Origin of the sequence: Microbacterium sp. J1-1, assembly GCF_024498615.1 — a bacterium.
Taxonomy (GTDB): domain Bacteria; phylum Actinomycetota; class Actinomycetes; order Actinomycetales; family Microbacteriaceae; genus Microbacterium; species Microbacterium aurugineum.
The window spans coordinates 2961967-2985436 of sequence record NZ_CP089590.1 but is presented as its reverse complement, the minus strand read 5'-3'; the positions used below and the strand labels follow the sequence as shown (position 1 = coordinate 2985436).

Below are 23470 nucleotides of genomic sequence, written 5' to 3'. Positions count from 1 at the left end.
TGAAGGATCGGATTCTGGCTGCGTTGGTGCGGCGAACCCATCAGTAGGGGACCTCACCCCGGCTCACGAGCTACACCATGCCGCTCGTTCTTGCGTATCCAGGGTGATCGCACGCACCGCTTGACGCGTGTTGCGCGCTCTGTCGTGTTTACTCCGAATAGAGAGCCGCATCTAGTCCCGTGGCCCGATAGGGCACCGCAACAGGCGTAAGCAGAACTGGGAGTCCGCTATCAGCCGCGTATTTGTCCTGGAATTCGTACGCGTCATCTTCGACATCGAAAACACCGATGAAACCAGGAGTATCTTCCAAGTGCACAATCCACACCCTCATGAACGGAATGTAGCACTGACCTCCGGGCCGCTCCGCCCCTCGAACGTCCTCAACCGGCACCGACGTCGCCCTCGCGGCGCGACTACAGACCGTCACGTACCGGTGCGGCAGGCCCATCGTCCGCTGGGTCTTCATCCGGTGAATGGGAACTGGGCGAGCCCGCGGTGAGCGCGAGCGCCGTGACAGCGGCGGTGGCCGCTGCTGCGATGCTGCGGCGCAGGTGACGAGCAATGCTCATGGTGGGACAGTAGCGCAGCAGCTGGCCACCCCCTTCGCCGTACACTGGCGAGCATGAGCGCCTCCTCCGACGCCCCCGCCGAGACCCCCGAATCCGACGCCGACGCGGAACTGTTGGGGGACGCGGAGATCGATCACGCCATCACCCGGGTCGAACAGGAACTCGGACGTCTCTTCGCACGGATCCGGGTGAGCTGGCGTGAGGCCGCGGCTACCGTGCACCCCGACCTGCAGCCCCTCGGCTACCAGGTGCTCACCTCCATCGCGACGGGCAAGGCGACCTCGGCCGGGGCGATCATCGAACGCCTGCAGACCGACAAGTCGGCCGTGAGCCGCCAGGTGCGCCAGCTCGAACAGCTGGGACTCGTCGAGAGCATCCCGGATCCGGAGGACGGCCGGGCGCGCGTCCTCGTGGCCACCGACCTCGCGCAGGAGCGGGTCGCGCTCGCGCGGTCGCAGTACGAGGGGCGCATGGGGGAGCGGCTGCGCAGGTGGACGGCAGCCGACCTCGACCATTTCGCCGACCTGCTCGCGGCGCTCGGCGGGAACTGAGGGAATACGGGGAGCGCTCCGGGCCTTACCTCCCACTGTGAATCTCTACGAACCGGCCCGCTTCGGCGCCCTCCCGCTGACCAATCGCGTCGTCATGGCGCCGCTCACCCGCACGCGTGCCGATGACGACGGTGTGCCGACCGCGACGATGGCGGAGTACTACCGGCAGCGCGCAGGGCAGGGACTGATCATCTCCGAAGGTGTCTGGCCGGCTCTTGAAGGCAAGTCCTACCCCGGGCAGCCGGGCATCGTCACGCCCGCACAGATCGAGGCGTGGAAGTCGATCACCGCGGCGGTCCACGCCGAGGGAGGAACGATCGTGATGCAGCTCATGCACGGCGGTCGTGTGGGCCACCCCGCGATCTCGGGAGAGCCCCGGGTCGTCGCACCCAGCGCGCTCGCCGCACCCGGACAGACCCGCACGCCCGAGGGCAAGGCCGATCTGCCCATCGCCCACGCCCTCACGCTGGAGGAGATCCCCGAGGTCGTCGAGCAGTTCGCTCAGGCAGCTCGCAACGCGATCGCCGCCGGCTTCGACGGCGTCGAGGTGCACGGCGCCAACGGCTACCTGGTGCACGAGTTCCTCTCGCCCGTGTCGAACGTCCGCGACGACGTGTACGGCGGGTCTCCCGAGAACCGGGCACGCTTCGCGATCGAGGTCGTGTCGACCGTCGCTGCCGCCGTCGGAGCCGATCGCACCGGCATCCGTCTCTCGCCGCAGCACAACATCCAGGGAGTGCTGGAAGAGGACGACGCCGACGTACACGCGACCTACACGGCCGTCGCCGAGGGGCTCGCGCCGCTCGCTCTCGCCTTCATCGACGTGCTCAACGCCGATCCTGCCGGCGAGCTCGTGCAAGACATCCGCCGCAGGGCGGGCGCCCCGCTGATCGTCAACACCGGCTTCGCGATCGAGACGACGCGGGAAGCCGCAGAGGCACTCGTCGCCGACGGCATCGCAGATGCGGTCGCTGCCGGGCGTCCGGTGATCGCCAACCCCGACCTGATCGAGCGCTGGCGTCAGGACTCCGAGCTCAACGAACCCCGCCCCGCGCTGTTCTACGGCCGGACCGCGGAGGGATACACCGACTACCCGTCGCTGGAGTCGGTGCGCGTCGGAGCGTGACCCGCTGTTCCCGGCGGACGTCGACGAACGAAAGCACGCGGAATCAATGCACTTTACGTAACTTATGTACATAAGTTGTATAATGTCGCTATGAACACGATCAGCCGCAGTGTCCCATCGAAGGATCTGCGCGACAGCCTCGCTGACGTCCTCGGGGGCGTCGCTTACGGTTCGGAGCGCGTGGGCGTCACGCGTCACGGAAAGCTCACTGCCGTGGTGATCAGTGTGGACGACCTCGAGCTGCTTGAGGAGCTCGAGGCCGCCCGCGATGCGGCAGAGTTCGCCGCGGCGCGCACGGCCGATGATGGGCAGCGCGTCACGCTGGATGAACTGCGCTCGGAAGTTGCGTGACTGCGTATCGGGTCGAGTTCACGACGGCGGCCGCGAAAGAGGTCCGCAAGCTGGATCCACAGAATCGTCGCCGCATTCTCGCCGGGATCTCTGAACTCGAGCGGGAGCCGCGTCCTCACGGGGTGCGCAAGCTCGCAGGGTACGACAACGCCTGGCGGGTGCGAGTCGGCGACTACCGTGTGCTCTACGAAGTGATCGACGACCGGGTGCTGGTCACCGTCGTCCGGGTGGCTCACCGGCGTGACGTCTACGAGATGTGAGCGGACGACGGTCGTCAGAGCGCGATGTCACCGGCCGTGTCGAGAGGTCGCCATCCGGTCTCCCGTGCTCCCGGCTGCACGAGCACGTCGGAGGCGAGCAGTGGCCCGAGGCCGAGCCCGGTCAGGGCAGCGATGTCGGAGACGGGCACTTGGAACGTGCGGAACGCCGCCAATGGCGGGACGACGAGTGTCGTCTCACGGGTGTCGACCAGCGCGGACTGATCGAGCACGAAGCCGGCCGCAGTGAGCTCGTCTCCGCTGCGCCATGCGGCGATCTTCCAGAAGCGGCGCGGGATCCGGACACCCCGGTAGGGCGGGTCATCGTCGGCGAGGACCGGCGCGGTGAACACCGACACGCGCTGGTCTGTGGTCTCGGCGTAGGCGAGCACGTGATCCTCGAGGCCGAGCCAGAGCTCCTTGGACTGGTTGAACGCCGCCGCCTGGGGTGCGGCGTTGGGATAGAAGAAGGTCGCCTCCGCCGCCGACCTCGCCTCGGAGAGTTCGCCCCAGCCCGGGTCGCGCCGCCGCACCAAGTGGCCCCGATCGAGATCGTTGCGCGCGTAGACCGCCGGTCCCGTCTGCTCATCGGCGGGGATGCGGGGATCGAGCCGCCACTCGCCCGTGCGGGGCAGTTCCCGGAGCCGGGCACCGTCGATGTTGACCGCCGTCACTGCAGCCAGTCTGCGTGCGGGGTCGAGCAGCACGGTGAAGCGCGGGTAGGGAAGTTCACGGCTCGGTTGCGCGGGGCGTGGAAGTGGCAGTGGCGTGCCGAGGAAGTCCGGGTCGTAGCCGTCGGTCATGCTCCTATCGTGCACGGGGCCTCCGACGCGCACAGTGAGTGCACGAGTCGACACCCCTTCCCCCGTCAGTCGTCGGTGCGGAAGCCGGCCGCCTTGTGCGTGCCGTCGCAGAAGGGCTTGAGGGCGGAGAGGCCGCAGCGGCAAAGGGCGACCGTCCGGCGGTGCGGCGCGATCGGATCCCCCTCGACGGTCAGCACCTCGATGTCGCCCCGCACCAGCAGCGGGCCGTCGGGGTACGGCGTGATCGTCACCGGCTCCCGTGCGGCGCTCATACGCCCGCCCGCTGCCGGAGCGCGGAGGCCCCCGCCGTCCACGCCTCCAGTGTGGCGGTGCCACCCCAGCCGTCCACCGTCAGGCAGGCGGCGGCCCCGAACATGATGTCGGGGAGCAACTCCGGATGATCTTCGGCGAGGCTTCCCGCCAGATCACGGGTGGCGATCTGCTCGTGCACCGCATCCGCTTCCACATGCTCGTCGAAGTACGCCGTCACCGCGGCGTCGAAGCCCAGACGACGCAAGCCGTCGGCGTACAGGCGGCAGGGGATGGAGGAGGTCATCTCGTAGGCCGCCAGGTGTCCGACGATCGCGCCCACCAGGCGGCGGTTGAGGCCGAACAGCGACATCATGTTCAGCGAGGCGAGGGTGAGCGCGGGCAGATCGTCGATGTACGCGCCATAGGTCGCGTCGAGACCCGCGGCCGTCATCGCACGAGCGAAGAGCGTGGCGTGCACACGCTGTGGACGCCCGCCTCCGTACTCGTCGGACTGGATCTCGACCAGCGCGGCCTTGGCGCGACCGTCCAGCCGCGGGATCGCCCACGAGTGCGGGTCGGCCTCGCGCAGCGTGTAGGCCGAACGTTGGATGAGCATCTCCCGCGCCTGCTCCTCGGTCGCCTTCTTCACGAAGTAGCGCGAGAGGCTCGGCCCGGTGTCGGCCTCGGCGAGGGCGAAGAGGGAGCGGCCGACGGCATCCACGGTCGGGTCCGGCAAGTCGGGCGTCGGAATGCGCGCGCGCAGTGACCTCTCGAACGCCGCCTCGAGGACCTGTCTGGTCCGCAGGAGCGCGGGGTCCCACTCGAGGTCGGCGTCCAGCTGCGGCAGCGATCCGTAGGCGGAGGCGTAGAGGACGAACAGCGCGAGCTGGATGTCGTCGTCGCGCACGACCTCGGTGCTCGCTGCCACGGCGTCGGCGGCGAGTGCGGTGTGGTCGGACGCGGTGCCCTCCGTGAGATGTGCGATGACTGCGCGGCTCAGCGGGCCGCGGTCGCGGAAGGCGAGGGCGGTGGGGGCGACGAGGGTGGATGCGGTCATAGGTCGGGCTCCTGACGATGGGGACAGGAGCATCCTGTGCGCAAACCCCTGACAGGTACAGGGACTTGACGCGGAGGCTCCGACGCCTCTCTAAGGGCAGGTCTCGAACGCGTACCCGTCGTCACCGGGCGTGACGAGATCACGGTCGCGGAGCACCATCGAGGAGGGCGCGTCGCCGTCTGCGCACATCTCGATGAACGGGCGGGGGAGTTCATCCGTGTACTCGATGTCGATGACGTGTTCTCCGTAGACCGCTGTGTACACGCCGCACTCCCGGTACACCGCGCATTCCTCGGTGACGGCGAAGTCGAAGCCCGCTCGCTCATGCAGTGTGGAAGCGTCCTCCGCGGCGTTCTTCTGTCCGGCAGCGAGCCCCGCCGCGTGGGCGGCCTCGACGTAGAGGGTCGCCAGCGCGAGGTTGTCCTCGAGCGAGAGCGCGCCGTCCGACCGCGAGTACGAGTCGAGGTTGTCGAACTCCACGGCATCGAAACCGGACTCGGCGCAGCCCTCGATCCACGCGGTCACCGTGTCCGCGATCCGCTCGCGGCGCTCGGCGCTCGCCGTGTCGAGCAGGGCCTCATCCGGCCAGTCCGGATCGAACACGACCTCGCCGTCGTGTCGCAGCAGGAGATCGTCAGGCCAGGAACCGAGCTCAGCCGGTTGGGTCTGGAAACCGTTGACGTAGCAGATCGAGTAGACGCCCGGTGCGGGATCGGCACCACGGTCGCGCCCCACGATGCCGACTTCCGGCGCGGGATCATAGGCACCACCGAGCTGATAGTCCGGAACGGCACCGGCCGGCGGGAGCACAGGGGCGCGCTCGGACTCGGGCGTCGCCGGGGCATCGGCACACCCTCCGAGCGTGAGCACCAGTGCCGCGACGGCGGAGAGCAGCGCGCCCCGGCGCGTCCGGCCGTCGGGTCTGCGCGGGCCCCTCGACGAGGTCAATGCGGATCCGTGCCGGAGGCCGCGATGTCCGCCGGGACGGGCTCGGCCGGATTGCGACGGATGCCGATCCACGACACCACCCCGCCGATCACGAGCAGTATCGCGGTGACCCACGCCGCACTGTGGAACCCATCGAGGTCGAGCTGTCCGCCGACGATCGTGGAGAGCATCGCGACCACGAGCAGTCCGGCGACGCGCGAGACGGCGTTGTTGACGGCCGAGGCGATGCCGGAGTGGTTCTCATCGATCGCACCGAGGATCGCGGCGGTCAGCGGGGCCACGGTGAGGGACAGACCGAGACCCATCACGATCATCGCGGGCAGCACCTGCCACCAGTAGTCGAAATCGTCGGCGACCGACAGGAGCATCAGGGCGCCGACGGCCATGATCAGCGGTCCGACCGTCATGAAGATGCGCGGACCCCACCTGCCCGCCCAGCGACCGGCGCGCGAGCTCACCAGGATCATCAGGATGGTCATCGGCAGGCTCGCGAGACCGGCGGCCGTCGCGCTCAGCCCGGCACCCTGCTGCAGGTAGACACCGACGACGAAGCCGTTGAGTGACAGGGCGGCGTACACGAAGAGGGTGGCGAGGTTTCCCCACCCGAAGTCGCGCACGCGGAACAGCCACAGTGGCATGAGCGGGGAGGTGGAGTGCTGCTGACGCCACAGGAACAACCCGAACAGGGCGGCGCCGGCGACCGCGGGGATCCAGATGGCGGGCGACTGCCATCCCATGTTGGGCTGCTCGATCAGCGCGAACACCACGGCGCCGAGCCCGATCGCGCACAAGGCACCGCTCCACCAGTCGACCTTGATGCCGCGCGGATGCTCGGGCAGATGCAGACGGGCCAGCAGGAACAGGGTGATCCCGATGGGAATGACGTTGATGAGGAAGACGAACCGCCAGGAGATGAAGTCGACGAACAAGCCGCCCAGCAGCGGCCCGACCAGTTGCGCCCCCGTGGTGAACGCGGTCCACACCCCGATGGCCCGGGCCTGGACGTCGGCGCGCATGGTCGCGGTGATCAGCGCGAGCGAGCTCGGGACCAGCAGCGCTCCGGCGGCGCCCTGCGCGGCCCGGGCGACGATCAGCATCAGCGGGTCGACGGCGGCGGCGACCGCGATGGAGGCGATGCCGAAGGAGATCAGGCCGATGCGCATCACGAGGACGCGTCCGTACGCGTCGGAGACGGAGCCTGCGAGCAGGATCAGGGCGCTGAGCGTGATCAGATACGCGTCGACCACCCACTGCTGCGTGGTGATGCCGCCGCCGAGTTCACGACTGATCGCCGGCAGTGCGACGTTGACGACTGTGCCGTCGAGGAACGTCACGAACGAGGCGAGCACGGCGATCGAGATCACGAGGCGCTGGAGAGGGGCGAAGGATGCCACAGGCCGACCTTACTCCCGGTGACGGACACCGGGGCGGTGGGGGTCAGGCCACCGGCGCCGGGGTGCCTGCGGCGAGCAGCCGGGCGAGCATCGGCGTCCCGCCCCGGTCGAGGGCCCGACGTTGCCGGTCGGCGCCGGTGCCGACCGCCCGCAGTCGGGCGATCCCTTCGCGGACCCGCTCGTCGTCACCGAGGTCACGGAGCGTGGAGGCGATGACGGCGAGCATCCGATCGGCGACCGCCCAGGCGGCGGCGACCGCTCCGGTCGTGGGATCGATGATGCGGGCGTCCATCCCGTGGCGGGCGGCCGTCCACAATGAGGCGTCGAGGCCGTCGATCCCGGCATCCCCGTGCGGCTGCTCGTCGGTGAGGACGATCGCGCGGGAGAGGACGGCGGCGAACACGGCATCCTCCGCGGTCAGCTGCGCATCGAAGACCCGAAGCTCGACCGTGGGGAAGCGATCCGAGATCCGCGCCGCCCAGGAGAGGGCCGCCGGGTCGGTGATCGCCCGCAGATCGACGAGCCGCTCCACCTGCGTGCGGTAGTCGTCGAAGTCGCGGAACCGGGGTGGGCTCCACGATCCCGGCAACCGGCGGATCAGGATGCTTCGCCAGCTCGAGAAGCTCGAGTCGCGCCCGCCCGCGAAAGGGCTGTTGCCGGTGAGGGCGAGCAGCACCGGGAGCCAGCCCCGTACCCGGTTGAGTGCGCGCACCCGTTCCTCGTCGTCGAGCACCTCCACATGCACATGCAGGCCGTTGACCTCGTGGTCGCGGGTGAGGTGGCCGAGCCACGACGCGACGTCGTCGTAGTGCGCGGAGGGAGACACCGCCGAGGAACGGGTCGTCGCGAAGGGGGTGCCGGTACCCGCGGCGATCGCGCTCTGCTCGCGGGCGTGCCAGCCGATCAGGCCGCGGAGATGGGTCGACTGCGTCTCCGCATCCGTGGCGGTCGACACCGGCTCCGTGAGGCATTCGATCTGCGAGGTCAGATACTCCTTCGTGACCTCGCCGCCCGTCCGCAGTCGGGTGATGCGCTCGCGCGTCCCTGCGGCCAGGGTGACCGGGGTGAGGGAGTGCGCATCGACGAAGAGGAACTCCTCCTCGATGCCGAAGCGCGTCATCCGCAGCCTCAGTGATCCCTGAGCGCGGAGATCAGCTCCGACTTCCGTTTTCCGCTGTAGCCGGTCAGGCCCAGCTCCTTGGCGCGTCTGCGCAGCTCGGGGACCGTCCAGTCCTCGTAGTCGCCGTGCTCCCCGCCGCGGCGCCCGACCGCACTGCGGCCCTCTTTCGCGGCGGCGTTCGAGATGCGGGCGGCTTTCTCCTTGGATGCCCCGTCGTTCCGAAGCTCTTCGTACAGTTCGGGATCCTTCAGCGAGTTCTCGCGTCTTCCTGGCATGTGCTCGTCTCCTTCGCGCACTCGGAGGGTGGAAGTCAACCCCCTCGGGCAGATGGTCTTCTCGGGCTAGCGTGAGGGCACCGCAGTCGGGCGTCCGCGCCTGCCGAAAGAAGGGAAAGACCGATGAACATCCTCCTGATCATCGTCATCGTCGTCGCCGTGATCCTTGCGATCACCGGAGGACTGGTGCAGTCGCTCCAGTTCCTCCTGTGGGTCGGGCTCGTCCTCCTCGCGATCGCTGTGATCGCCTGGTTGATCCGAGCGATCAGCGGCAGCCGCAAGGTCTGACGACTCACAACGTCTGACCCATCGAGGTGAGGCCCGCCCATCGGCGGACCTCACCTCTTCGGTGTCCGGGGGACCGGTCCTTACTTCTTGTCGAACGCGTCGCGGACGCTGTCTCCGGCCTTGCCGGCTGCGTCCTTCACGTCCTCGCCGGCCTGCTTGGCCGAAGCCTTCACCTGGTCCGCCTGGCCCTCGGCCTCGAGTCGCTCGTTGTCGGTGAGCTTTCCGACGCCTTCCTTGACCTTTCCGGCGGCCTTCTCGGCAGCGTGCTTCATGTCGTCTGCAGCACTCATGTTCTGCTCCTCTCGTGGGCGGATTCGATTGTGTCCGACCTTTCCACGCGGGCGCGGAAGCAGCTACGGGATTGACAATCGAGACGGGTCGTGTCAACGTTCTGCCCCCATCGACGCAGCGAGCGCGGAGGACTAGCCTGGCGCCAGGCGGGTGGTCCTGCCCGTCGACCCGACCGAGAAAGCGGTGTGCGATGGACTCGATGATGATGGGCGCCATGTCGAAGAACATGGAGTCGATGCCGGACATGCAGATGATGGACATGTCGGTGGTGCAGGCGTGCATGGACGCGTGTGCGGCGTGCGAACAGGCCTGCACGGTGTGTTCGACGCAGATGATGGATTGTTCTCCGGCCTGCATGAATTGCGCGGACATGGCGAGCACGATGATGCGATCGATGCTGCGGATGCAGGGGATGACGCCGGCCTCGATGATGGCGATGCTCGATGCGTGTATCGCCATGTGTCAGACCTGCATGGACGAGTGCATGGAGCACGCCGACATGAGTGAGGTCTGCCGTCTGTGCGCTCAGGCCTGCCAGGCGTGCATGGACGCGTGCGCGGCGATGAGGGACATGATGATGGCGGGTGCCTGAGCCGCGGTCGGCTCAGACGGCGGCGACGTTGAACTGCGTGCGTCCCACGGCGAGGACCGCGTAGCGGGCGTGCAGCGCCACCGGTGTTCCGGGCCCCGCCTCGAGTGCCGCGCCCGAGGCGTTCCACAGCGCGTGCACGGCGCCGTCGAGCGTGCGCACGACGAGGTCGCCCGCCACCGGGTCGGACGCCTCCACGATGCCGTCGACCCATTCCGCGGAGGTCGCCGAGGCGATGCGCGCCTGGATCAGGTGCAGAGCGTGACCCGGAGCGAAGGACGAGCAGCGGCCGCCGTTGCTGCACATGCACGCCGCACGCTCACGCACCGGGACGGGCGAAAGGCGGTTGAGCGGCGTGGTCACGGTGGTCTCCTTCGGATCGATGTTCTGAAAAGAGTAGGTCGCCTGCCGATCCCGGGCCAGGCGGCCCGACATGCGGCGAAACATACGGGTGTAGAATCGCCGGGTGCTGTCGTCGATGAGCGCCCCTCGGGCGCAGAGCGGAGCTGCAGGCGCCCCTCGCGCCGCAGACAGAGGCTGAGGACCGGCCGGAGGCGGAACCCCGTCGCCGGTGTCGCGTCGTACCCGGCTTCCCTGTCCGGGCTCCTCACTCCGATCGACTCGCCCGTCGCGGCGAAAACCTGAAAGCACTGCTCCCATGCGTCCCATCGACGAGCGCGCCATCCGCGCCTCCTTCCTCAACGCCTCCCGCAAGGAGGTCTCCGACCTGTCCCTTCCGCCCGGCTTCGCCGAGATCGACTTCGAGCGGCTCGACTTCCTCGGCTGGGTCGACCCGAAGATCCCCCGTCGGGCCTACGTCGTCACCTGGGTCGACGACGCCGTGGTGGGCGTCTTCCTGCAGCGCGCCGAGCAGCGGGTGCTCGCCCGCGCCCAGTGCTCGTGGTGCGAAGACGTCACGCTCCGCAACGACGTGCAGCTGTACGTCGCGCGCAAAGCCGGACCTGCGGGGCGCAAGGGCGACTCCGTGGGCGTCCTCACGTGCGCCGAGTTCGGCTGCAACCGCAACGTGCGCATCCTGCCGCCGCTGGCCTATCAGGGCTTCGACCGGGAGTTCGCGCGCGACTTGCGCATCCTGCGCCTGCAGGAACACGTGGCGGGATTCCTCGCCGAAGTCGGCGGGCGCGCGGACTAGACGGAACGTGCGCGCTCGGTGAGCCGGGCGCGCACGTGCTCCCACGCAGGTTCCGCCAGAGCCGCCGACCGGCGGGCGAACTCGTCGAAGCTGCGCCGACCGGGCCAATCCGTCGGCAGCATCGACGGCGGCAGGCCCGGGTCGGTGTACGGCAGCACCCGCCAGCGGTCGATCAGCTGCACAGACGCGGCGAAGGGCTCCGTCGGCAACGTCGCGAGAGACGCCTGGAAGGCGAGGTGCTCGGCGCGCAGCGCGTCGAGGTCCCACCACTGGGCAGCCGCCTCGACGAGCGTGCCGGCCGGGGCAGGGGCGGAGGCCAGGAACAGCGTCGCCCAGCGCCGCGCGTCGAGCTCGTGGAGGATCTGCAGGGCCTCGTCCTTGAGGTGCCCGGGACAGATCCACAGCGCGGGCGACACGACTCCGGCACCGATCCACTGCAGTCGGCGACGCAGTTGATGACGGGTGCTGCGCGCGCTCTCCGGGATCGAGAAGGAGACCAGGCACCACGGGTCGGTATCCGTCATCTCGCGCATCTCGAAGATGCGACGGTCGCCGCGCTCCAGCATCGGGATCGCGGCCGGGTTCAACCGGTAGCCGATCGTGTCGTCGCGCTCGGCGAGCAGCAGCCCTTTCTGCTTGAGGCGGGTGATGCCGGTGCGGGCTTGCGTGGGCGGGATGCCGAGGTCGCCCGCGAGCGCCACCAGGTCCGCCGCCGAGATCCATCCGCCGAGAGGACGCAGGAAGACGCCGATGAACGTCCGCAGCAGCGAGGCCGTGCTGCCGGGACGTGCATCGATGTCGTCGAGGACGGGGGCGTCCGGGAAGTCAGAAGTCACCGGACTCCAGCGCATCGCGGATGGCGAGCACACCCGTGATCGTCTCGACGTGCGAGGTGCTCAGCGGGGAGAGGCCGAGGCGGATGCCGTCGGGGAAGCGGAAGTCCGGGATGATCCCCTCCGCCCACAGCTTCCGCGTCACGTCCCGGAAGTCGGCATGGCCGATCGTCACGTGTCCGCCCCGGAGGTCGGCGTCGCGCGGGCTGAGCAAGCGCACACCGAGGGGCGCGAGGACGGCATCGTAGGCGCGGACCGCCAGATCGGTCAGGGAGCGGGATTTGGCACGCACGCTCTCGATCGTCGACTCCTCGATCAGGTCGAGCATCCCCTGCATCGCAAGCATCGATGTGACCGGCGGCGTGCCGCTGAGAAGCTGGCGGATATCGCCGGACGGCACGTACTCGGGGCCCATCGCGAAGATGTCGGCGGCACTCCACCACCCCTGGATCGGCTGCCGCAGCACGCCGTGGAGCCCGCGGCGGAGGTACGCGAAGGCGGGGGATCCGGGGCCACCGTTCAGGTACTTGTACGTGCAGCCGACCGCGAGGTCCACGCCCCAGTCGTCGAGCTGCATCGGCACGACGCCGGCGGAGTGACACAGATCCCACATCATCAGCGCGCCGGCCTCGTGCGTGACGGCAGTGATGCCGGGCATATCCGCCAGGGCTCCGGATCGGTAGTCGACGTGGCTGAGCGACACCAGGGCCGTGCGCTGCGAGACGACCGCGGCCACGTCGGCGACGGTCACGCCGGCCACGGGGTCGGGTTCCAGCCAGCGCAGGGTCAGGCCGGTCTCGGCGGCGACGCCTTCGGCCAGGAAGCGGTCGGTGGGGAAGTTCCCCGCCTCGATCACGAGTTCCGTCCGGGTGGGATCGGCGGTCGCGGCGGCACGCATGAGCTTGTAGATCAGCACGCTGGTCGAATCGGCCACGACGGTCTGGCCCGCGTCGGCTCCGAGTGCCACGCGTCCGATGCGGTCGCCCAACTCCATCGGCAGCGCCATCCACTGTTCGTCCCAGGAGCGGATGAGCCGCGTGCCCCAGTCCTCGCGCACGAACGCGGCGAGCTTCTCGGGGATGTCGCGCAGCGGACGGCCGAGGGAGTTGCCGTCGAGGTAGGCCGTGACGCCCGGGGCGTCGGCGAACGCGTCGAGGTGCGCGCGCAGCGGGTCGGCGGCGTCGAGGGTGCGGGCGAGGTCGAGCAATTCACGGTCGAGGGGGTCGGTCATGTCACACCTTCAGGTCTGCGGGGATGAGGGGGCGGGCGGCGAGCGGGTCGGCTGTTGCGGGAGAGGCACCGGGAAGGAACAGGAGCGTCGCCGACGGGGCGAGCGGATCCATCGGGGAGAGCGCGTGCAGGAGCGCATCGGAGTGGAGGCCGGCCTCGCGGAGGGCGGCGATCTCCCGGGCGTTCAGGTCGTTGGGCATCGGCCCGTTGCCCAGGTCGGTCCCGTAGAGCACGGTCCCTCCTGCCGCGTGGAAACGGCGGACGTTGTCGATCGCGACCGTGCGCGTGAGGCCGTCGTGGATGGCGAGGGTCGAGATCCACGACGCGGAGGCCGCTTGCCGGGCGATCTCCTCATCATCGAGGTGTTCCGTGAACGGGGCATGGGCGAGGCGGGCAGCGCCGAGGGCGACGACGCGCTGCGCCTCACCCGGTCCTTCGGCGTGGGCGACGACCGGGAGGGAACGGCTCGCGGCGAGTCCGACGATCGTGCGGAACAGGTCATCCGAGAAGATCGGTCCGGCCGTGCTGTTGCTCGTGACCTTGAGGCAGGACGCCCCGGTAGCCGCCATCTCGGCCACCGCCTTCGCCGCTGCTCTCTCGTCCGCGACCTCGCGCACCGAGCCTTCCGGCGCCCACTCGCGGTCGGAGGGGTATCCACCCGGGGCCGTGACGAACGCCCCCGCGAACTCGACGACGAGCGCGCGCGGGATCGGGTGTGGGTGCGGGATGAAAAACGTGCCGGAATCGCTGGTCGCAGGCGCGTTTTTGATCCCGCCACGCGCGAGTCGGCGCAGCACGCCCGGGTTGCCGCCGAGGTCGACCACGCGTCCCAGGCGCGAACCCGACAACTGCGCGTGGTCGACGAGTTGCAGGTGCACGTGGTGGTCCGTGAACCCGCCCAGCACGACGCCGTCGAGGCGCGGGAGGTCGGCGTCGGAGTGCCCATCGCTCAGCCGCACCCGCCCGTCGACGAGCTCGACGACGCCCTCGCGCCAGCCGACCCCGTCGAAGAACGTCGCGGCGTGCATCAGCTGCCGATCTCGGTGCGCACGGTGTAGAGCTCGGGGAAGAATGTCAGATCCAGGGCGCGCTGCAGGAAGCCGACGCCGCTGGAGCCGCCGGTGCCGACCTTCATGCCGATCGTGCGGGAGACGGTCTTGAGGTGCCGGAAGCGCCAGAACTGGAAGTTGTCCTCGAGGTCGACCAGGTCTTCGCACGCTTCGTACAGGTCCCAGTACCGGTTCGGGGCCTGGTAGATCTCGCGGATCGCGGGCACCAGCTCCGGGGTCTCGCGGTACGGCTCGCGCACATCGCGGTCGAGGATCGACGACGGCACCGGCAGTCCGCGCCGGGCGGCGAACCGCAGGAACTCGTCGTACAGGGTCGGCTTCTCCCACTCGGCCGTGAGCAGCGCGAGGTTCGCGGGGTGGTCGGCGAAGACGTTCAGCATCTTCTCGTTCTTGTTGCCGAGGGCGAACTCCACCGCGCGGTACTGCACGGACTGGAACCCGGACGAGTTGCCGAGCGCTCCGCGGAACTGTGCGTACTCGGTGGGCGTGAGGGTGGCGAGCACCGACCACTGCTGCGTCATCACGTCCTGGATGCGCTTGACCCGGGCGATGCGCTTGAGTGCTTCGCGCAGGTCGTCACGGGCGAGCAGCTCCCGAGCGGACGAAAGCTCGTGCAGCAGCTGCTTGAGCCACAGCTCGGTGGTCTGGTGCTGGATGATGAACAGCATCTCGTCGTGATGCTGCGGCTCGCTCACCGGGTGCTGTGCCGTGAGCAACTGGTCCAGCGCCAGGTACGACCCGTAGGTCATCCGTCCGGACAGGTCGGTGACGATCCCGGATTCGAGGGCGCGTTCGTTCTCGGTGCTCATGCGCCGAACATATCACTTCTGTGGCGAGCGTCACAGAAATGAAATGTTCTCGATCCGCATCAGTCGTCCGGCGGCAGGGCCGGTGTGCGCGGCGGGGGAGTGCGCCGCGTGCCCGGAGCGCCGGTGGCTTCGAACGCCGCGGCCAGGCGCAGCAGCATCGTGTCGTCGTACGCGCGTCCGGCGAAGGTCAGGCCGATCGGCATGCCGATGTCGCTCATCAGCCCCATCGGAACCGTGACCGTCGGGATGCCGAGGTGTCGGATGGCGAGGTTGCCGTTCGCGATCCAGGTGCCGTTACGCCACCCCAGGTCGGCGGAGGCCGGGTTCACGTCCATGTCGGCCGGGGCCACATCCGCGACCGCGGGGAACACCACGGCGTCGAGGCGGAGCGCATCCATCCACTCCTCGAGGTCGCGGCGACGCGTCTCCTCCAGGCCCCGCAGCCCGTTCTCGAGCTCGGGCATGTCCGTGAAGGGGGTATCGGGGTGGCTCCGCACCCAGTCCGGATACTCGGCGATGTCGTCGTCGAAGCCGGTGTAGCGGTCGGGGAGGGCGCCTTCCGGGTGCGGGAAGATCGTGGCCCCGTCGACCTCCGTGAGCGTGCGGAGAGCCGGATCGCCGTTCGCCTGCAGGAAGTCCTCCCACGCCCACGCCGAGAGGTCGACGATCTCGCGTCGCAGGTACTCGGGCGACACCAGTCCACGCGTCGGGAGGGTGGGGGCGCCCGGGCGGTCTCCCTCGTAGTTGGACACCACCGGGAAGTCGACCTCGATCACGGTCGCTCCGGCGGCGCTCAGGTCGCGGCGTGCCGCCTCCCACCGTTCGATCACACTCGCTCGCGTCTCGATGCGCCGACCCGTCGGGCCGCCGATGCCCGGGGCCTGGGCGCTCCCGGCATCCGGATCCGCATTGATGTACATCTTCGGGATGCCGATCCGCATGCCGTCGAGCGCTGCCGGGGTGCCGGTGGCGAGGGCCGCATACGAGTCCGGTCGGCCCGAGGTGGCCGAGGGGATCGGGACCCACGGCTGTGCTCGCCAGAAGTCGCCGCGGGAGTCGGGGTCGTCGGCGACGATCACCTCGAGCACTTCGAGCAGGTCGGCCATGGTGCGGGTGTGCGGCACCACCACGTCCATCGTGGGAACGAGCGGCCAGTTGCCCCGGGTCGAGATCACGCCGCGGGAGGGGGTGTAGGCGCACAGGGCGTTGTTGGTCGCAGGGCCGCGACCGGAGGACCAGGTCTCCTCTCCGAGCCCGAAGGCGGCGAAGCTCGCGGCGGTCGCGGTGCCGGAGCCGTTGGAGGAGCCCGACGCGAAGGGTGCGGTGAGGAACGCGGCGTTGTACGGGCTCTCCGCTCGGCCGTAGACCCCACGCTGCATGCCGCCGTTGGCCATCGGCGGCATGTTCGTCAGCCCGAGGCAGATCGCTCCGCCCGCGCGCAGGCGCTCGATCGTGAAGGCGTCGCGCTGGGCGATCAGATCCGCGAAGGCCGGGCTTCCGGCTGCGGCGGTGAGCCCCCGCACGAGGTAGCTGTCCTTCGCCGTGTACGGGATGCCGTCGAGGGGGCCGAGCACCTCGCCTCGGGCACGGCGGGCGTCGGAGGCCGCAGCCTCGGCGCGTGCGTCGGGGTTCGCGACCACCACCGCGTTCAGGGCGGTCGGCGTGCCCGGCGCATCGAAGGCGGCGATGCGAGCCCGGTAGGCGTCGACGAGGTCGACCGCGGTCGCGGTGCCGCTCTCGAGCGCGCGGCGCAGATCGGCGATGGAGGCTTCGACGACGTCGAACATCAGCGCGACCCGTCCACGGAAGGCTGCTGCTGCGTGATGCAGTGGATGCCGCCGCCGCGGTCGAACAGCGGGCGCGCGTCGACCGTGACCACGCGGCGTCCGGGGTACGCGTCCGCGAGGATCTCGCGGGCCGCGGCATCCGCCTTCTCGTCGCCGAACCCGCACGCGACCACACCGTCGTTCGTCACGAGATGGTTGACGTAGCTCCAGTCGACGGGCCCCTCGCCGTCGCTCAGCGTCGAGGGCGCGGGCAGGTCGATCACTTCCACGCGGCGACCGGCGGCATCCGTCTGCTCGGAGAGGAGGGCGCGAAGGTCGCGGGAGACGGCGTGGTCGGGGTGCTGCGGGTTCTGCTGGTCGTGCAGCAGGAGCCGGCCGGGGGAGACGATCGTGGCGACGATGTCGACGTGGCCGTTCGTCCCGAAGTCGTCGTAGTCGCGAGTGAGCCCGCGCGGCAGCCAGATCGCCTTCGTCGCGCCGATCGTCCTGGCCATCTCGGCCTCGATCCGCTGTTTGTCGGCGTAGGGGTTGCGTCGCGGGTCGAGCTGCACGGTCTCGGTGAGCAGCACCGTGCCTTCGCCGTCGACGTGGATGCCGCCGCCCTCGTTGACGAGCGTCGAGCTCACGAGCTCCGCCCCGACGGCGCCGGCCACGATGCGGGCGTGCTGTGCGGCCTTGCGCCACTCGGCCCAGTCGGGAGCGCCCCAGCCGTTGAAGATCCAGTCGACGGCGCCGAGCACGCCCGGGCGCTCGTCGTCGACGACGAAGGTCGGACCGGAGTCGCGCATCCAGAACTCGTCGACCGGTGCCTCCAGGATCTCGATGCCGGCACCGAGCATGTGTCGGGCCCGCGGGATCTCGCTCGGGTCGACCAGCATCGTCACGGGTTCGAACTCGGCGACGGCGTGGGCGACGGCCGTCCAGGTCGCGTACCCCTCTTCGCGCTCGGCATCCGTGGCGCCGAGCGTTTCACCCTCCGCGGGGAACGCCATCCAGGTGCGCTCGTGAGGTGCCGTCTCGGCGGGCATGCGCCAACTCATCGTGATCTCCTCGTCGACGATCTCGGGCGGATGGAATCCGCTGTTGAACACGTGATCAACGAGTGATACCGTAGCCCGCGATGAAGATCACGTCAAGAAGCACCGCGCCGCGGCGGATGCCCCCGGAGGAGCGCGAGCGATCGATCGTCGACGGCGCGATCGCCCTGGCACGCGAGGGCGGACTCGAGGTGCTCACGGTGCGTGCGGTGGCGGCGCGCGTCGGTGTCACCCCGGCCCTGGTCGCTCACTATCGGCCCGTCATGGACGCCTTCGTCGCCGAGATCTTCGGGCACATCGTCGCCGCCGAGCGCGATGAGGTGATCGCGGCTTTCGATGGCGTGGGTGACATCCGCGCGGGTCTGCACGACCTGATCGAGACCCTCCTCGACGGCGAGCGCGACGACGTCACCCTGATATGGGTGCAGGCCTGGGCGCTCGGTGCGCGCAACGACATCCTCGCTGCCCGCGTGCGTTCTGAGATGGACGGGTGGCAGAGCGCTCTCGAGCAGATCTTCGTTCGAGCAGCGGCGGCGGGAGTGATCGCCGACGGCCGTGCCGACACCGCCGCGTGGCTCCTGCTCGCCATGGTCGACGGCATGAATGCGCACTCGCTCGTGAAGTGGGCGCCGAGCGATCGCGCCGACCTCGCCCGCCGCGCGCTGTCCGCCGTCCTCGACAGTGCCGCACCCCACGCGATCTCCCTCGCTTCCCCGACCGAACCCCGCATCGAAGACCAGTAAAGGAACGCTCATGGATGCTGTGCGCATGCACGCGGCTTCGCCCGAATCGACGGCGATCGTGGATGCCGTGCTCGACTACTCGCGCCGTCGCATGCTCGCCGCCGACGTGCCACTCGACAAGCCCCAGACCGAGGCGGAGCTGAACCGTCTCGTGGGGGCGACGATCACCGACGCCGGGCTCGGAGCCCAGCGCGCGCTCAGCGTGTTCGAGCACATCCTCGCGCCGGCCTGTCTCACCACGAGCCACCCGCTCTACCTGTCCTTCATCCCGACCGCCCCGACCATGGCGGCCATCGCGTTCGACCTCGTCGTCTCGGCATCCGGTCTCTACGGCGGCAGCTGGCTCGAAGGTGCGGGCGCGGTGCACGCCGAGAACGAGGTGCTCTCGTTCCTCGCGGGGGAGTTCGGGCTGCCCGACACCGCGGGCGGTGTGTTCGTGCAGGGTGGCACGATCGGCAACCTGTCGGCCCTCGTCGCGGCGCGCGAGGCCGCCAAGGCCCGACTGGTCGCCCAGGGCAAGGAGCTCCCGGCGCGCTGGAAGATCGTGTGCAGTGCGGAGGCCCACTCCTCGAACAAGTCCGCCGCGCGGGTGATGGATGCCGACGTGGTGCTCGTGCCCGCGGGTGACGACGGCATGCTGCGTGCCGACGCGGTGCGCGAGGCGCTCGACACCCACGGCGACGAGATCTGCGCTGTCGTCGTGACCGCGGGTTCGACGAACTTCGGCATCGTCGACGACATCGAGGCGATCGCCGCGCTCAAGGACGAGTACGACTTCTGGCTGCACGTGGACGGTGCCTACGGGCTCACCGCGATGCTCGCGCCTGCCGCGCGTTCCCGCTTCCGCGGTGTGGAGCGTGCCGACTCGGTGATCGTCGACCCGCACAAGTGGCTGTTCGCGCCGTTCGACTGCTGCGCGCTGATCTACCGTGAGCCGGACCAGGGCCGCCGCGCGCACACCCAGCACGCCGAGTACCTCGACACGCTGACCGACGCCGATGAGTTCAGCCCCTCGGACTACTCGATCCAGCTGACCCGTCGCCCGCGCGGGCTTCCGATGTGGTTCTCGCTCGCGACCTACGGGGTGGATGCCTACCGCGAAGCGATCGGCGCGACCATCGCCCTCACGGAGCGCATCGCCGCAGAGATCTCCCGCCGCCCGGAGCTGCGCCTCGTGCGGGATCCGCAGCTGTCGGTCGTGGTGTTCGAGCGCGACGGCTGGGAGCGCGCCGACTATGACCGCTGGTCGGCGGAGCTGCTCGACTCCCAGCGCGCCTTCGTCGTGCCCAGCTCGCACGCCGGTCGGCCGAACACGCGCTTCGCCATCCTGAACCCGCTCACGTCCTTCGAAGACCTCACCGGCATCCTCGACACCATGAAGTAGGCCGAGCTCTCGGGTGCGCCGCCCGGATGGCCGTGTCGGATGTCGGGAGGATTCCCGGATGTCGGGGGAGTCGGCCCGATCTTCCCGACATCCGTCCTTCCTCCCGACATCCGTACCGGGAGCGGGAGCCGGGTGCGGGGTCCGGGCGCCGGGTGTGGGACGGCTCTCGGGGGCGAGAGATCAGCCGCCCATGCCGGCGATGAGTCGCGTCAGCCCGTACTCGAAGGCGCGGTCGACGTCGCCGCCGAGGCGGAAGGCGCCGGCGAGCTCCATCTGCAGGAAGCCGGTCGCCCACGCCGTGAAGAGGCGGGCGGCGTCGAGCGCGTCGTCGTCGCCGACCAGAGCCGAGGACGCGCGGATCACCGGCGCGGCGGAGCGCGCGAGGGCATCCTGCGGGGCCGCGATCGTGAACATCAGCCGGAAACCCTCCGGGTTCTCCTTCGCGAAGCTGCGATAGACGTGCGCGAGGCCGGCGAGGTCGTCGCCCTCCTCCTCGAGCTGTGCGGTGAGGGCGTCGATCGTGGCCACGGCGACCGCGGTGTGCAGGGCGTCCCGATCGCGGATCCGCTTGTACAGCGAGGGTGCGCGCACGCCGACGCGAGTCGCGACCGCCTGCATGGTGAGGCTTGCGGGTCCGGCGGTTTCGAGGATCTCCCGTCCGGCGGCGACGATCTCCGCGATGGACGTGCGTTCGGGGGTCGGCATCGGTCCTCCTGGATGGCTATTGACATTAGCCATGATAGCTACGTATCGTAGCTATCGCAACAGCCCCGAGAGGATCCGCCATGAAGCTCGCACCCCACCTGCACCGACTGGGCAACGACATCGTCGCCTCCTACCTCATCGACCTGCCCGAGGGGATCACCCTGATCGATGCGGGTCTTCCCGGGCACTGGCACGACCTCCAGAGCGAGCTCGAGGTACTCCGCCGTCCGCTGTCCGATGTCCGCGGCCTCGTCCTCACCCACGGCGACAGCGACCACATCGGGTTCGCCGAGCGGCTGCGCACCGAGGTGGGGGTGCCGGTCTTCATCCACGCGGCCGACAGTCACCGCGTGCGCACGGGCGAGAAGCCGAAGACGGCGATGGGGCCTGCGAGGGTCGGGCCGACGCTCGGATTCCTCGCCTACGGCCTCCGCAAGAACGCCCTGCGCACACCGCATGTCTCCGTGGTGACGGAGGTCGGGGATGGCGACGTGCTCGACCTGCCGGGCGCTCCCGTCGTGATCGGGATGCCCGGTCACTCGCCGGGGAGCATCGCGGTGCACGTCCCGGTCGTCGACGCCGTGTTCGTGGGGGATGCGCTCACGACAAGGCACGTGCTCACCGGCCGCACCGGCGCACAGCCCGCGCCCTTCACGGACGAGCCGGAGGTCGCTCTGTCCTCGCTCGATCGCCTGGCCGCGGTGTCGGCCTCCTGGGTGCTGCCGGGACACGGCGCCCCGTGGCAGGGAACGCCGTCCGAGATCGCAGCGGCCGTGCGGGCGGCCTGAGCGGGCGACGCCCTGGTTCAGCCGAGGATCGTGTCCGTGTCGCTGACGGTGATCTGCGGGGGATAGAGCCTCATCACCTGCAATGCGGCCTCATGGTTCTCCGCCGTCGATCCGGCGCAGGCGTCTGCGGCGATCGTGACGTGGGCACCCGCATCCGCGGCGGCCAGCGCCGTCGAGATCACGCAGCAATCGGTCGAGACACCGGCCAGCACCACGCGGCCTCCGCGTCCGACCACGGTTTCGAGCTCGGGCCCCCACTTGCCGAAGGTCGGCAGGTCGATCGTCGGGTGGGTGCTCACGGTGGCCGCCTCCGGCACGAGCGCGAACAGCGGATCGCTCGGCGGCTGATCCGCGAACGGCCAGGCGTCGAAGTACGCACCCCACGACGTCGTCCGGTCGGCGGTCGGCATCCAGCGGGTCACGAGGACGCGGTCACCGAAGGCGTCGGCCAAGGTACGGATGCGGGGCATCGCCTCGGTGAAGAAGGGGGACCCCCAGGCGGACTCCGGCGCGGCGAAGATGGCCTGCGGATCGATCACCACCAGCCAGGTGTCGTCGAGCAGGCCCGCACTCACGCGTCCTCCTGGCGCCGGATCTTCCCGGCCCGGGCGAAGTACGTCACGAGGAACGACAGCACCAGCGCGAAGAACACCCCGAGGTTCGCGTAGGCCCAGTCCCCGTCCCTGCCGCCGACCAGGAACAGCAGATAGCCCTGCCAATTGTTCCAGGCGGCATCCTCGGCGAAGTTGTTCACGACCAGCCCCCATCCGATCACGCTGGTCACGACCATGGTGCCGATCGAGGTCCAGTCCCAGGCGCCGTAGCGGCCGCGGCTGTCGAACAGGGCATCCTCGTCGTAGTCCTTCCGGCGGCGCAGGATGTCGGCGATCAGGATGCCCGCCCAGGATGCGAGCGGGACACCCAGTGTGATCAGGAAGCTCTGGAAGGGCCCGAGGAAGTCGGTGGCGAAGAACACGACGAAGATCGTGCCGAGGGTGAGGATCACTCCGTCGATCGCCGCGGCGGACGGACGGGGGATGCGGATGCCGAGGCTGAGGAGCGTCAGCCCCGAGGAGTAGATGCCCAGCACCGCACCCGAGACGAGGGCGAGCACCGCCGTCAGCAGGAAGGGCACGAGCACCCAGGTCGGCAGGATCGACGCGAGGGCGCCGATCGGGTCTGCGGCGATCGCATTCATCAGCTCTTCGTTCGACCCGCCGAGCAGCAGGCCGAAGACGACCAGGATGACCGGCGCGACCGAACCGCCGATGGTGTTCCACGCCACGATCGCCCCGTCGGACGCTGTGCGCTTCTGGTAGCGGGACCAGTCGGCGGCGATGTTGATCCAGCCCAGTCCGAATCCGGTCATCACCATGACGAGTGCGCCGATGACCTGGCCGATGCCGCCGTCCGGGCGGGCCAGCACCGCGGCGAGGTCGATCTGCGGCGCCGCCAGCACGATGTAGAGAACGGTGACGACGCCGGTGATCCAGGTGAGCACCGACTGCATCCGCATGATCGTGTGATAACCCAGCACGGATGCCGTGACGATCAGCGCCGCGACGATCACCGTCGCGACGATCTTGAGTCCGATGCTGTCTCCGTCGCCGCCGAGCTGGGTGATCACGGTCGCGGTCGCGAGCACGGCCATGATCGCGAGGAATGTCTCCCAGCCGATCGAGGTCAGCCACGAGACGATGCCGGGGACTTTCTGTCCCTGCACGCCGAAGGCCGCGCGAGAGAGCACCATGGTCGGCGCCGAACCGCGCTTGCCGGCGATCGCGATCAGCCCGCAGAGCAGGAACGACACCACGATGCCGAGGACCGATACGAGGGTCGCCTGCCAGAACGCGATGCCGAAGCCGAGCACGAACGACCCGTACGACATCCCGAAGACCGACACGTTCGCCGCGAACCAGGGCCAGAAGAGGTCGCGGGGTCGCGCGGTGCGCTCCGACTCGGGGATGATCTCGATGCCCGCGCGCTCGATGAGAGCAGGCTTGATGTCCGTCATGCTGACATCCTGGCACTGCCGCCCCGTCACCGGGCGGACTTCTGCG

General features: G+C 69.5%; 29 protein-coding genes. 10 read left to right on the top strand and 19 right to left on the bottom strand.

Annotated features, from left to right (window positions below):
• Window positions 1–413 precede the first annotated feature (413 nt).
• Complete coding sequence (locus LRQ07_RS14545; protein ID WP_256535030.1) at window positions 414–569, bottom strand: hypothetical protein; 156 nt, start codon at window positions 567–569, stop codon at window positions 414–416.
• A 53-nt stretch (window positions 570–622) separates the two neighbouring features.
• On the opposite strand from LRQ07_RS14545, the gene LRQ07_RS14540 reads away from it, so the two are divergent.
• The 4 genes from LRQ07_RS14540 (at window position 623) to LRQ07_RS14525 (ending at window position 2857) form a co-directional block, all read left to right on the top strand.
• Complete coding sequence (locus tag LRQ07_RS14540; RefSeq protein ID WP_131492306.1) at window positions 623–1120, top strand: MarR family winged helix-turn-helix transcriptional regulator; 498 nt, start codon at window positions 623–625, stop codon at window positions 1118–1120.
• Between the two features lie 37 nt (window positions 1121–1157).
• Window positions 1158–2246, top strand: coding sequence for an alkene reductase (locus LRQ07_RS14535; RefSeq protein WP_256535029.1), 1089 nt, complete (start codon window positions 1158–1160; stop codon window positions 2244–2246).
• 90 nt (window positions 2247–2336) lie between these two features.
• The gene (locus LRQ07_RS14530; RefSeq protein WP_134352170.1) at window positions 2337–2597 is read left to right on the top strand and encodes a type II toxin-antitoxin system prevent-host-death family antitoxin; all 261 of its coding nucleotides are present in this window, start codon (window positions 2337–2339) and stop codon (window positions 2595–2597) included.
• A complete protein-coding gene (locus LRQ07_RS14525) occupies window positions 2594–2857 on the top strand; it encodes a type II toxin-antitoxin system RelE family toxin (RefSeq protein ID WP_248541022.1) in 264 nt (87 codons plus the stop codon). Before LRQ07_RS14530 ends, LRQ07_RS14525 begins: the two co-directional genes overlap by 4 nt.
• Before the next feature lie 14 nt (window positions 2858–2871).
• On the opposite strand, the gene LRQ07_RS14520 is transcribed toward LRQ07_RS14525, so the two are convergent.
• From LRQ07_RS14520 to LRQ07_RS14490, 7 genes are all read right to left on the bottom strand, one after another.
• Complete coding sequence (locus LRQ07_RS14520) at window positions 2872–3657, bottom strand: DNA/RNA non-specific endonuclease (protein WP_256535028.1); 786 nt, start codon at window positions 3655–3657, stop codon at window positions 2872–2874.
• 65 nt (window positions 3658–3722) lie between these two features.
• Window positions 3723–3929: a CDGSH iron-sulfur domain-containing protein gene (locus tag LRQ07_RS14515; protein ID WP_047523425.1), complete on the bottom strand. Its 207-nt coding sequence runs from the start codon at window positions 3927–3929 to the stop codon at window positions 3723–3725.
• Window positions 3926–4966 (bottom strand): iron-containing redox enzyme family protein, encoded by a 1041-nt coding sequence (locus LRQ07_RS14510; protein ID WP_256535027.1) that lies wholly within the window; start codon window positions 4964–4966, stop codon window positions 3926–3928. Before LRQ07_RS14510 ends, LRQ07_RS14515 begins: the two co-directional genes overlap by 4 nt.
• A 90-nt stretch (window positions 4967–5056) precedes the next feature.
• Window positions 5057–5914: an endo alpha-1,4 polygalactosaminidase gene (locus LRQ07_RS14505; RefSeq protein ID WP_256535026.1), complete on the bottom strand. Its 858-nt coding sequence runs from the start codon at window positions 5912–5914 to the stop codon at window positions 5057–5059.
• On the bottom strand, window positions 5911–7308 hold the full coding sequence (locus tag LRQ07_RS14500; protein WP_232763456.1) for an MFS transporter: 1398 nt from the start codon (window positions 7306–7308) through the stop codon (window positions 5911–5913). The genes LRQ07_RS14505 and LRQ07_RS14500 overlap by 4 nt, the downstream gene beginning before the upstream one ends.
• A gap of 43 nt (window positions 7309–7351) precedes the next feature.
• Window positions 7352–8428 carry a YbdK family carboxylate-amine ligase gene (locus LRQ07_RS14495; RefSeq protein WP_256535025.1) on the bottom strand — a complete coding sequence of 359 codons (1077 nt, stop codon included), beginning with the start codon at window positions 8426–8428 and terminating at the stop codon, window positions 7352–7354.
• 8 nt (window positions 8429–8436) lie between these two features.
• Complete coding sequence (locus LRQ07_RS14490) at window positions 8437–8703, bottom strand: Rho termination factor N-terminal domain-containing protein (RefSeq protein WP_131492321.1); 267 nt, start codon at window positions 8701–8703, stop codon at window positions 8437–8439.
• A gap of 123 nt (window positions 8704–8826) precedes the next feature.
• On the opposite strand from LRQ07_RS14490, the gene LRQ07_RS14485 reads away from it, so the two are divergent.
• Window positions 8827–8991 (top strand): hypothetical protein, encoded by a 165-nt coding sequence (locus tag LRQ07_RS14485; protein WP_017201713.1) that lies wholly within the window; start codon window positions 8827–8829, stop codon window positions 8989–8991.
• 80 nt (window positions 8992–9071) lie between these two features.
• Here the strand turns inward: LRQ07_RS14485 and LRQ07_RS14480 are convergent, their stop codons facing one another.
• Window positions 9072–9281, bottom strand: coding sequence for a CsbD family protein (locus LRQ07_RS14480; protein WP_047524645.1), 210 nt, complete (start codon window positions 9279–9281; stop codon window positions 9072–9074).
• 215 nt (window positions 9282–9496) lie between these two features.
• On the opposite strand from LRQ07_RS14480, the gene LRQ07_RS14475 reads away from it, so the two are divergent.
• Window positions 9497–9874, top strand: a complete 378-nt coding sequence (locus tag LRQ07_RS14475) for a hypothetical protein (protein WP_240740505.1) — start codon at window positions 9497–9499, stop codon at window positions 9872–9874.
• A gap of 12 nt (window positions 9875–9886) precedes the next feature.
• Here the strand turns inward: LRQ07_RS14475 and LRQ07_RS14470 are convergent, their stop codons facing one another.
• Window positions 9887–10306 (bottom strand): DUF1380 domain-containing protein, encoded by a 420-nt coding sequence (locus LRQ07_RS14470; protein ID WP_256535024.1) that lies wholly within the window; start codon window positions 10304–10306, stop codon window positions 9887–9889.
• Between the two features lie 223 nt (window positions 10307–10529).
• Here LRQ07_RS14470 and LRQ07_RS14465 point away from each other — a divergent pair, with 223 nt between their 5' ends.
• Complete coding sequence (locus LRQ07_RS14465; protein WP_131492322.1) at window positions 10530–11024, top strand: FBP domain-containing protein; 495 nt, start codon at window positions 10530–10532, stop codon at window positions 11022–11024.
• Here the strand turns inward: LRQ07_RS14465 and LRQ07_RS14460 are convergent.
• From LRQ07_RS14460 to LRQ07_RS14435, 6 genes are read right to left on the bottom strand one after another with little or no spacing between them, the layout of a single operon-like run.
• On the bottom strand, window positions 11021–11860 hold the full coding sequence (locus LRQ07_RS14460; protein WP_256535023.1) for a PaaX family transcriptional regulator C-terminal domain-containing protein: 840 nt from the start codon (window positions 11858–11860) through the stop codon (window positions 11021–11023). The genes LRQ07_RS14465 and LRQ07_RS14460 overlap by 4 nt on opposite strands.
• Window positions 11850–13088: a kynureninase gene (locus LRQ07_RS14455; RefSeq protein WP_256535022.1), complete on the bottom strand. Its 1239-nt coding sequence runs from the start codon at window positions 13086–13088 to the stop codon at window positions 11850–11852. The genes LRQ07_RS14460 and LRQ07_RS14455 overlap by 11 nt, the downstream gene beginning before the upstream one ends.
• 1 nt (window position 13089) lies before the next feature.
• Entirely contained in the window at window positions 13090–14115 is a 1026-nt protein-coding gene (locus LRQ07_RS14450) for a hydrolase (protein WP_256535021.1), read from the bottom strand.
• Window positions 14115–14966 (bottom strand): tryptophan 2,3-dioxygenase, encoded by an 852-nt coding sequence (locus LRQ07_RS14445; RefSeq protein WP_256535020.1) that lies wholly within the window; start codon window positions 14964–14966, stop codon window positions 14115–14117. The genes LRQ07_RS14450 and LRQ07_RS14445 overlap by 1 nt, the downstream gene beginning before the upstream one ends.
• Window positions 14967–15025: 59 nt before the next feature.
• Window positions 15026–16753, bottom strand: coding sequence for an amidase (locus LRQ07_RS14440; RefSeq protein WP_256535019.1), 1728 nt, complete (start codon window positions 16751–16753; stop codon window positions 15026–15028).
• Window positions 16753–17793, bottom strand: a complete 1041-nt coding sequence (locus LRQ07_RS14435; RefSeq protein ID WP_256536444.1) for an agmatine/peptidylarginine deiminase — start codon at window positions 17791–17793, stop codon at window positions 16753–16755. The genes LRQ07_RS14440 and LRQ07_RS14435 overlap by 1 nt, the downstream gene beginning before the upstream one ends.
• Window positions 17794–17873: 80 nt before the next feature.
• Between LRQ07_RS14435 and LRQ07_RS14430 the strand changes: the two genes are divergently transcribed.
• Window positions 17874–18533, top strand: a complete 660-nt coding sequence (locus LRQ07_RS14430) for a TetR/AcrR family transcriptional regulator (protein ID WP_256535018.1) — start codon at window positions 17874–17876, stop codon at window positions 18531–18533.
• Between the two features lie 10 nt (window positions 18534–18543).
• Window positions 18544–19917: a pyridoxal phosphate-dependent decarboxylase family protein gene (locus LRQ07_RS14425; RefSeq protein WP_256535017.1), complete on the top strand. Its 1374-nt coding sequence runs from the start codon at window positions 18544–18546 to the stop codon at window positions 19915–19917.
• Window positions 19918–20097: 180 nt separating this feature from the next.
• On the opposite strand, the gene LRQ07_RS14420 is transcribed toward LRQ07_RS14425, so the two are convergent.
• Window positions 20098–20622: a TetR/AcrR family transcriptional regulator gene (locus LRQ07_RS14420; protein ID WP_256535016.1), complete on the bottom strand. Its 525-nt coding sequence runs from the start codon at window positions 20620–20622 to the stop codon at window positions 20098–20100.
• Window positions 20623–20702: 80 nt separating this feature from the next.
• Here LRQ07_RS14420 and LRQ07_RS14415 point away from each other — a divergent pair, with 80 nt between their 5' ends.
• On the top strand, window positions 20703–21410 hold the full coding sequence (locus LRQ07_RS14415) for an MBL fold metallo-hydrolase (RefSeq protein WP_256535015.1): 708 nt from the start codon (window positions 20703–20705) through the stop codon (window positions 21408–21410).
• Between the two features lie 17 nt (window positions 21411–21427).
• Here the strand turns inward: LRQ07_RS14415 and LRQ07_RS14410 are convergent, their stop codons facing one another.
• Window positions 21428–21985, bottom strand: coding sequence for a cysteine hydrolase family protein (locus tag LRQ07_RS14410; protein WP_256535014.1), 558 nt, complete (start codon window positions 21983–21985; stop codon window positions 21428–21430).
• Complete coding sequence (locus LRQ07_RS14405) at window positions 21982–23424, bottom strand: purine-cytosine permease family protein (protein ID WP_256535013.1); 1443 nt, start codon at window positions 23422–23424, stop codon at window positions 21982–21984. The genes LRQ07_RS14410 and LRQ07_RS14405 overlap by 4 nt, the downstream gene beginning before the upstream one ends.
• Window positions 23425–23470 lie beyond the last annotated feature (46 nt).

Bases quoted from the DNA above. Each gene is read 5' to 3' on its own strand.
- LRQ07_RS14545 (WP_256535030.1), bottom strand. From the start codon at position 569: ATGAGCATTGCTCGTCACCTGCGCCGCAGCATCGCAGCAGCGGCCACC.
- LRQ07_RS14540 (WP_131492306.1), top strand. From the start codon at position 623: ATGAGCGCCTCCTCCGACGCCCCCGCCGAGACCCCCGAATCCGACGCC.
- LRQ07_RS14530 (WP_134352170.1), top strand. From the start codon at position 2,337: ATGAACACGATCAGCCGCAGTGTCCCATCGAAGGATCTGCGCGACAGC.
- LRQ07_RS14520 (WP_256535028.1), bottom strand. From the start codon at position 3,657: ATGACCGACGGCTACGACCCGGACTTCCTCGGCACGCCACTGCCACTT.
- LRQ07_RS14515 (WP_047523425.1), bottom strand. From the start codon at position 3,929: ATGAGCGCCGCACGGGAGCCGGTGACGATCACGCCGTACCCCGACGGC.
- LRQ07_RS14510 (WP_256535027.1), bottom strand. From the start codon at position 4,966: ATGACCGCATCCACCCTCGTCGCCCCCACCGCCCTCGCCTTCCGCGAC.
- LRQ07_RS14495 (WP_256535025.1), bottom strand. From the start codon at position 8,428: ATGACGCGCTTCGGCATCGAGGAGGAGTTCCTCTTCGTCGATGCGCAC.
- LRQ07_RS14490 (WP_131492321.1), bottom strand. From the start codon at position 8,703: ATGCCAGGAAGACGCGAGAACTCGCTGAAGGATCCCGAACTGTACGAA.
- LRQ07_RS14485 (WP_017201713.1), top strand. From the start codon at position 8,827: ATGAACATCCTCCTGATCATCGTCATCGTCGTCGCCGTGATCCTTGCG.
- LRQ07_RS14480 (WP_047524645.1), bottom strand. From the start codon at position 9,281: ATGAGTGCTGCAGACGACATGAAGCACGCTGCCGAGAAGGCCGCCGGA.
- LRQ07_RS14475 (WP_240740505.1), top strand. From the start codon at position 9,497: ATGTCGAAGAACATGGAGTCGATGCCGGACATGCAGATGATGGACATG.
- LRQ07_RS14470 (WP_256535024.1), bottom strand. From the start codon at position 10,306: ATGTCGGGCCGCCTGGCCCGGGATCGGCAGGCGACCTACTCTTTTCAG.
- LRQ07_RS14465 (WP_131492322.1), top strand. From the start codon at position 10,530: ATGCGTCCCATCGACGAGCGCGCCATCCGCGCCTCCTTCCTCAACGCC.
- LRQ07_RS14455 (WP_256535022.1), bottom strand. From the start codon at position 13,088: ATGACCGACCCCCTCGACCGTGAATTGCTCGACCTCGCCCGCACCCTC.
- LRQ07_RS14450 (WP_256535021.1), bottom strand. From the start codon at position 14,115: ATGCACGCCGCGACGTTCTTCGACGGGGTCGGCTGGCGCGAGGGCGTC.
- LRQ07_RS14445 (WP_256535020.1), bottom strand. From the start codon at position 14,966: ATGAGCACCGAGAACGAACGCGCCCTCGAATCCGGGATCGTCACCGAC.
- LRQ07_RS14440 (WP_256535019.1), bottom strand. From the start codon at position 16,753: ATGTTCGACGTCGTCGAAGCCTCCATCGCCGATCTGCGCCGCGCGCTC.
- LRQ07_RS14435 (WP_256536444.1), bottom strand. From the start codon at position 17,793: ATGAGTTGGCGCATGCCCGCCGAGACGGCACCTCACGAGCGCACCTGG.
- LRQ07_RS14430 (WP_256535018.1), top strand. From the start codon at position 17,874: ATGAAGATCACGTCAAGAAGCACCGCGCCGCGGCGGATGCCCCCGGAG.
- LRQ07_RS14425 (WP_256535017.1), top strand. From the start codon at position 18,544: ATGGATGCTGTGCGCATGCACGCGGCTTCGCCCGAATCGACGGCGATC.
- LRQ07_RS14420 (WP_256535016.1), bottom strand. From the start codon at position 20,622: ATGCCGACCCCCGAACGCACGTCCATCGCGGAGATCGTCGCCGCCGGA.
- LRQ07_RS14415 (WP_256535015.1), top strand. From the start codon at position 20,703: ATGAAGCTCGCACCCCACCTGCACCGACTGGGCAACGACATCGTCGCC.
- LRQ07_RS14405 (WP_256535013.1), bottom strand. From the start codon at position 23,424: ATGACGGACATCAAGCCTGCTCTCATCGAGCGCGCGGGCATCGAGATC.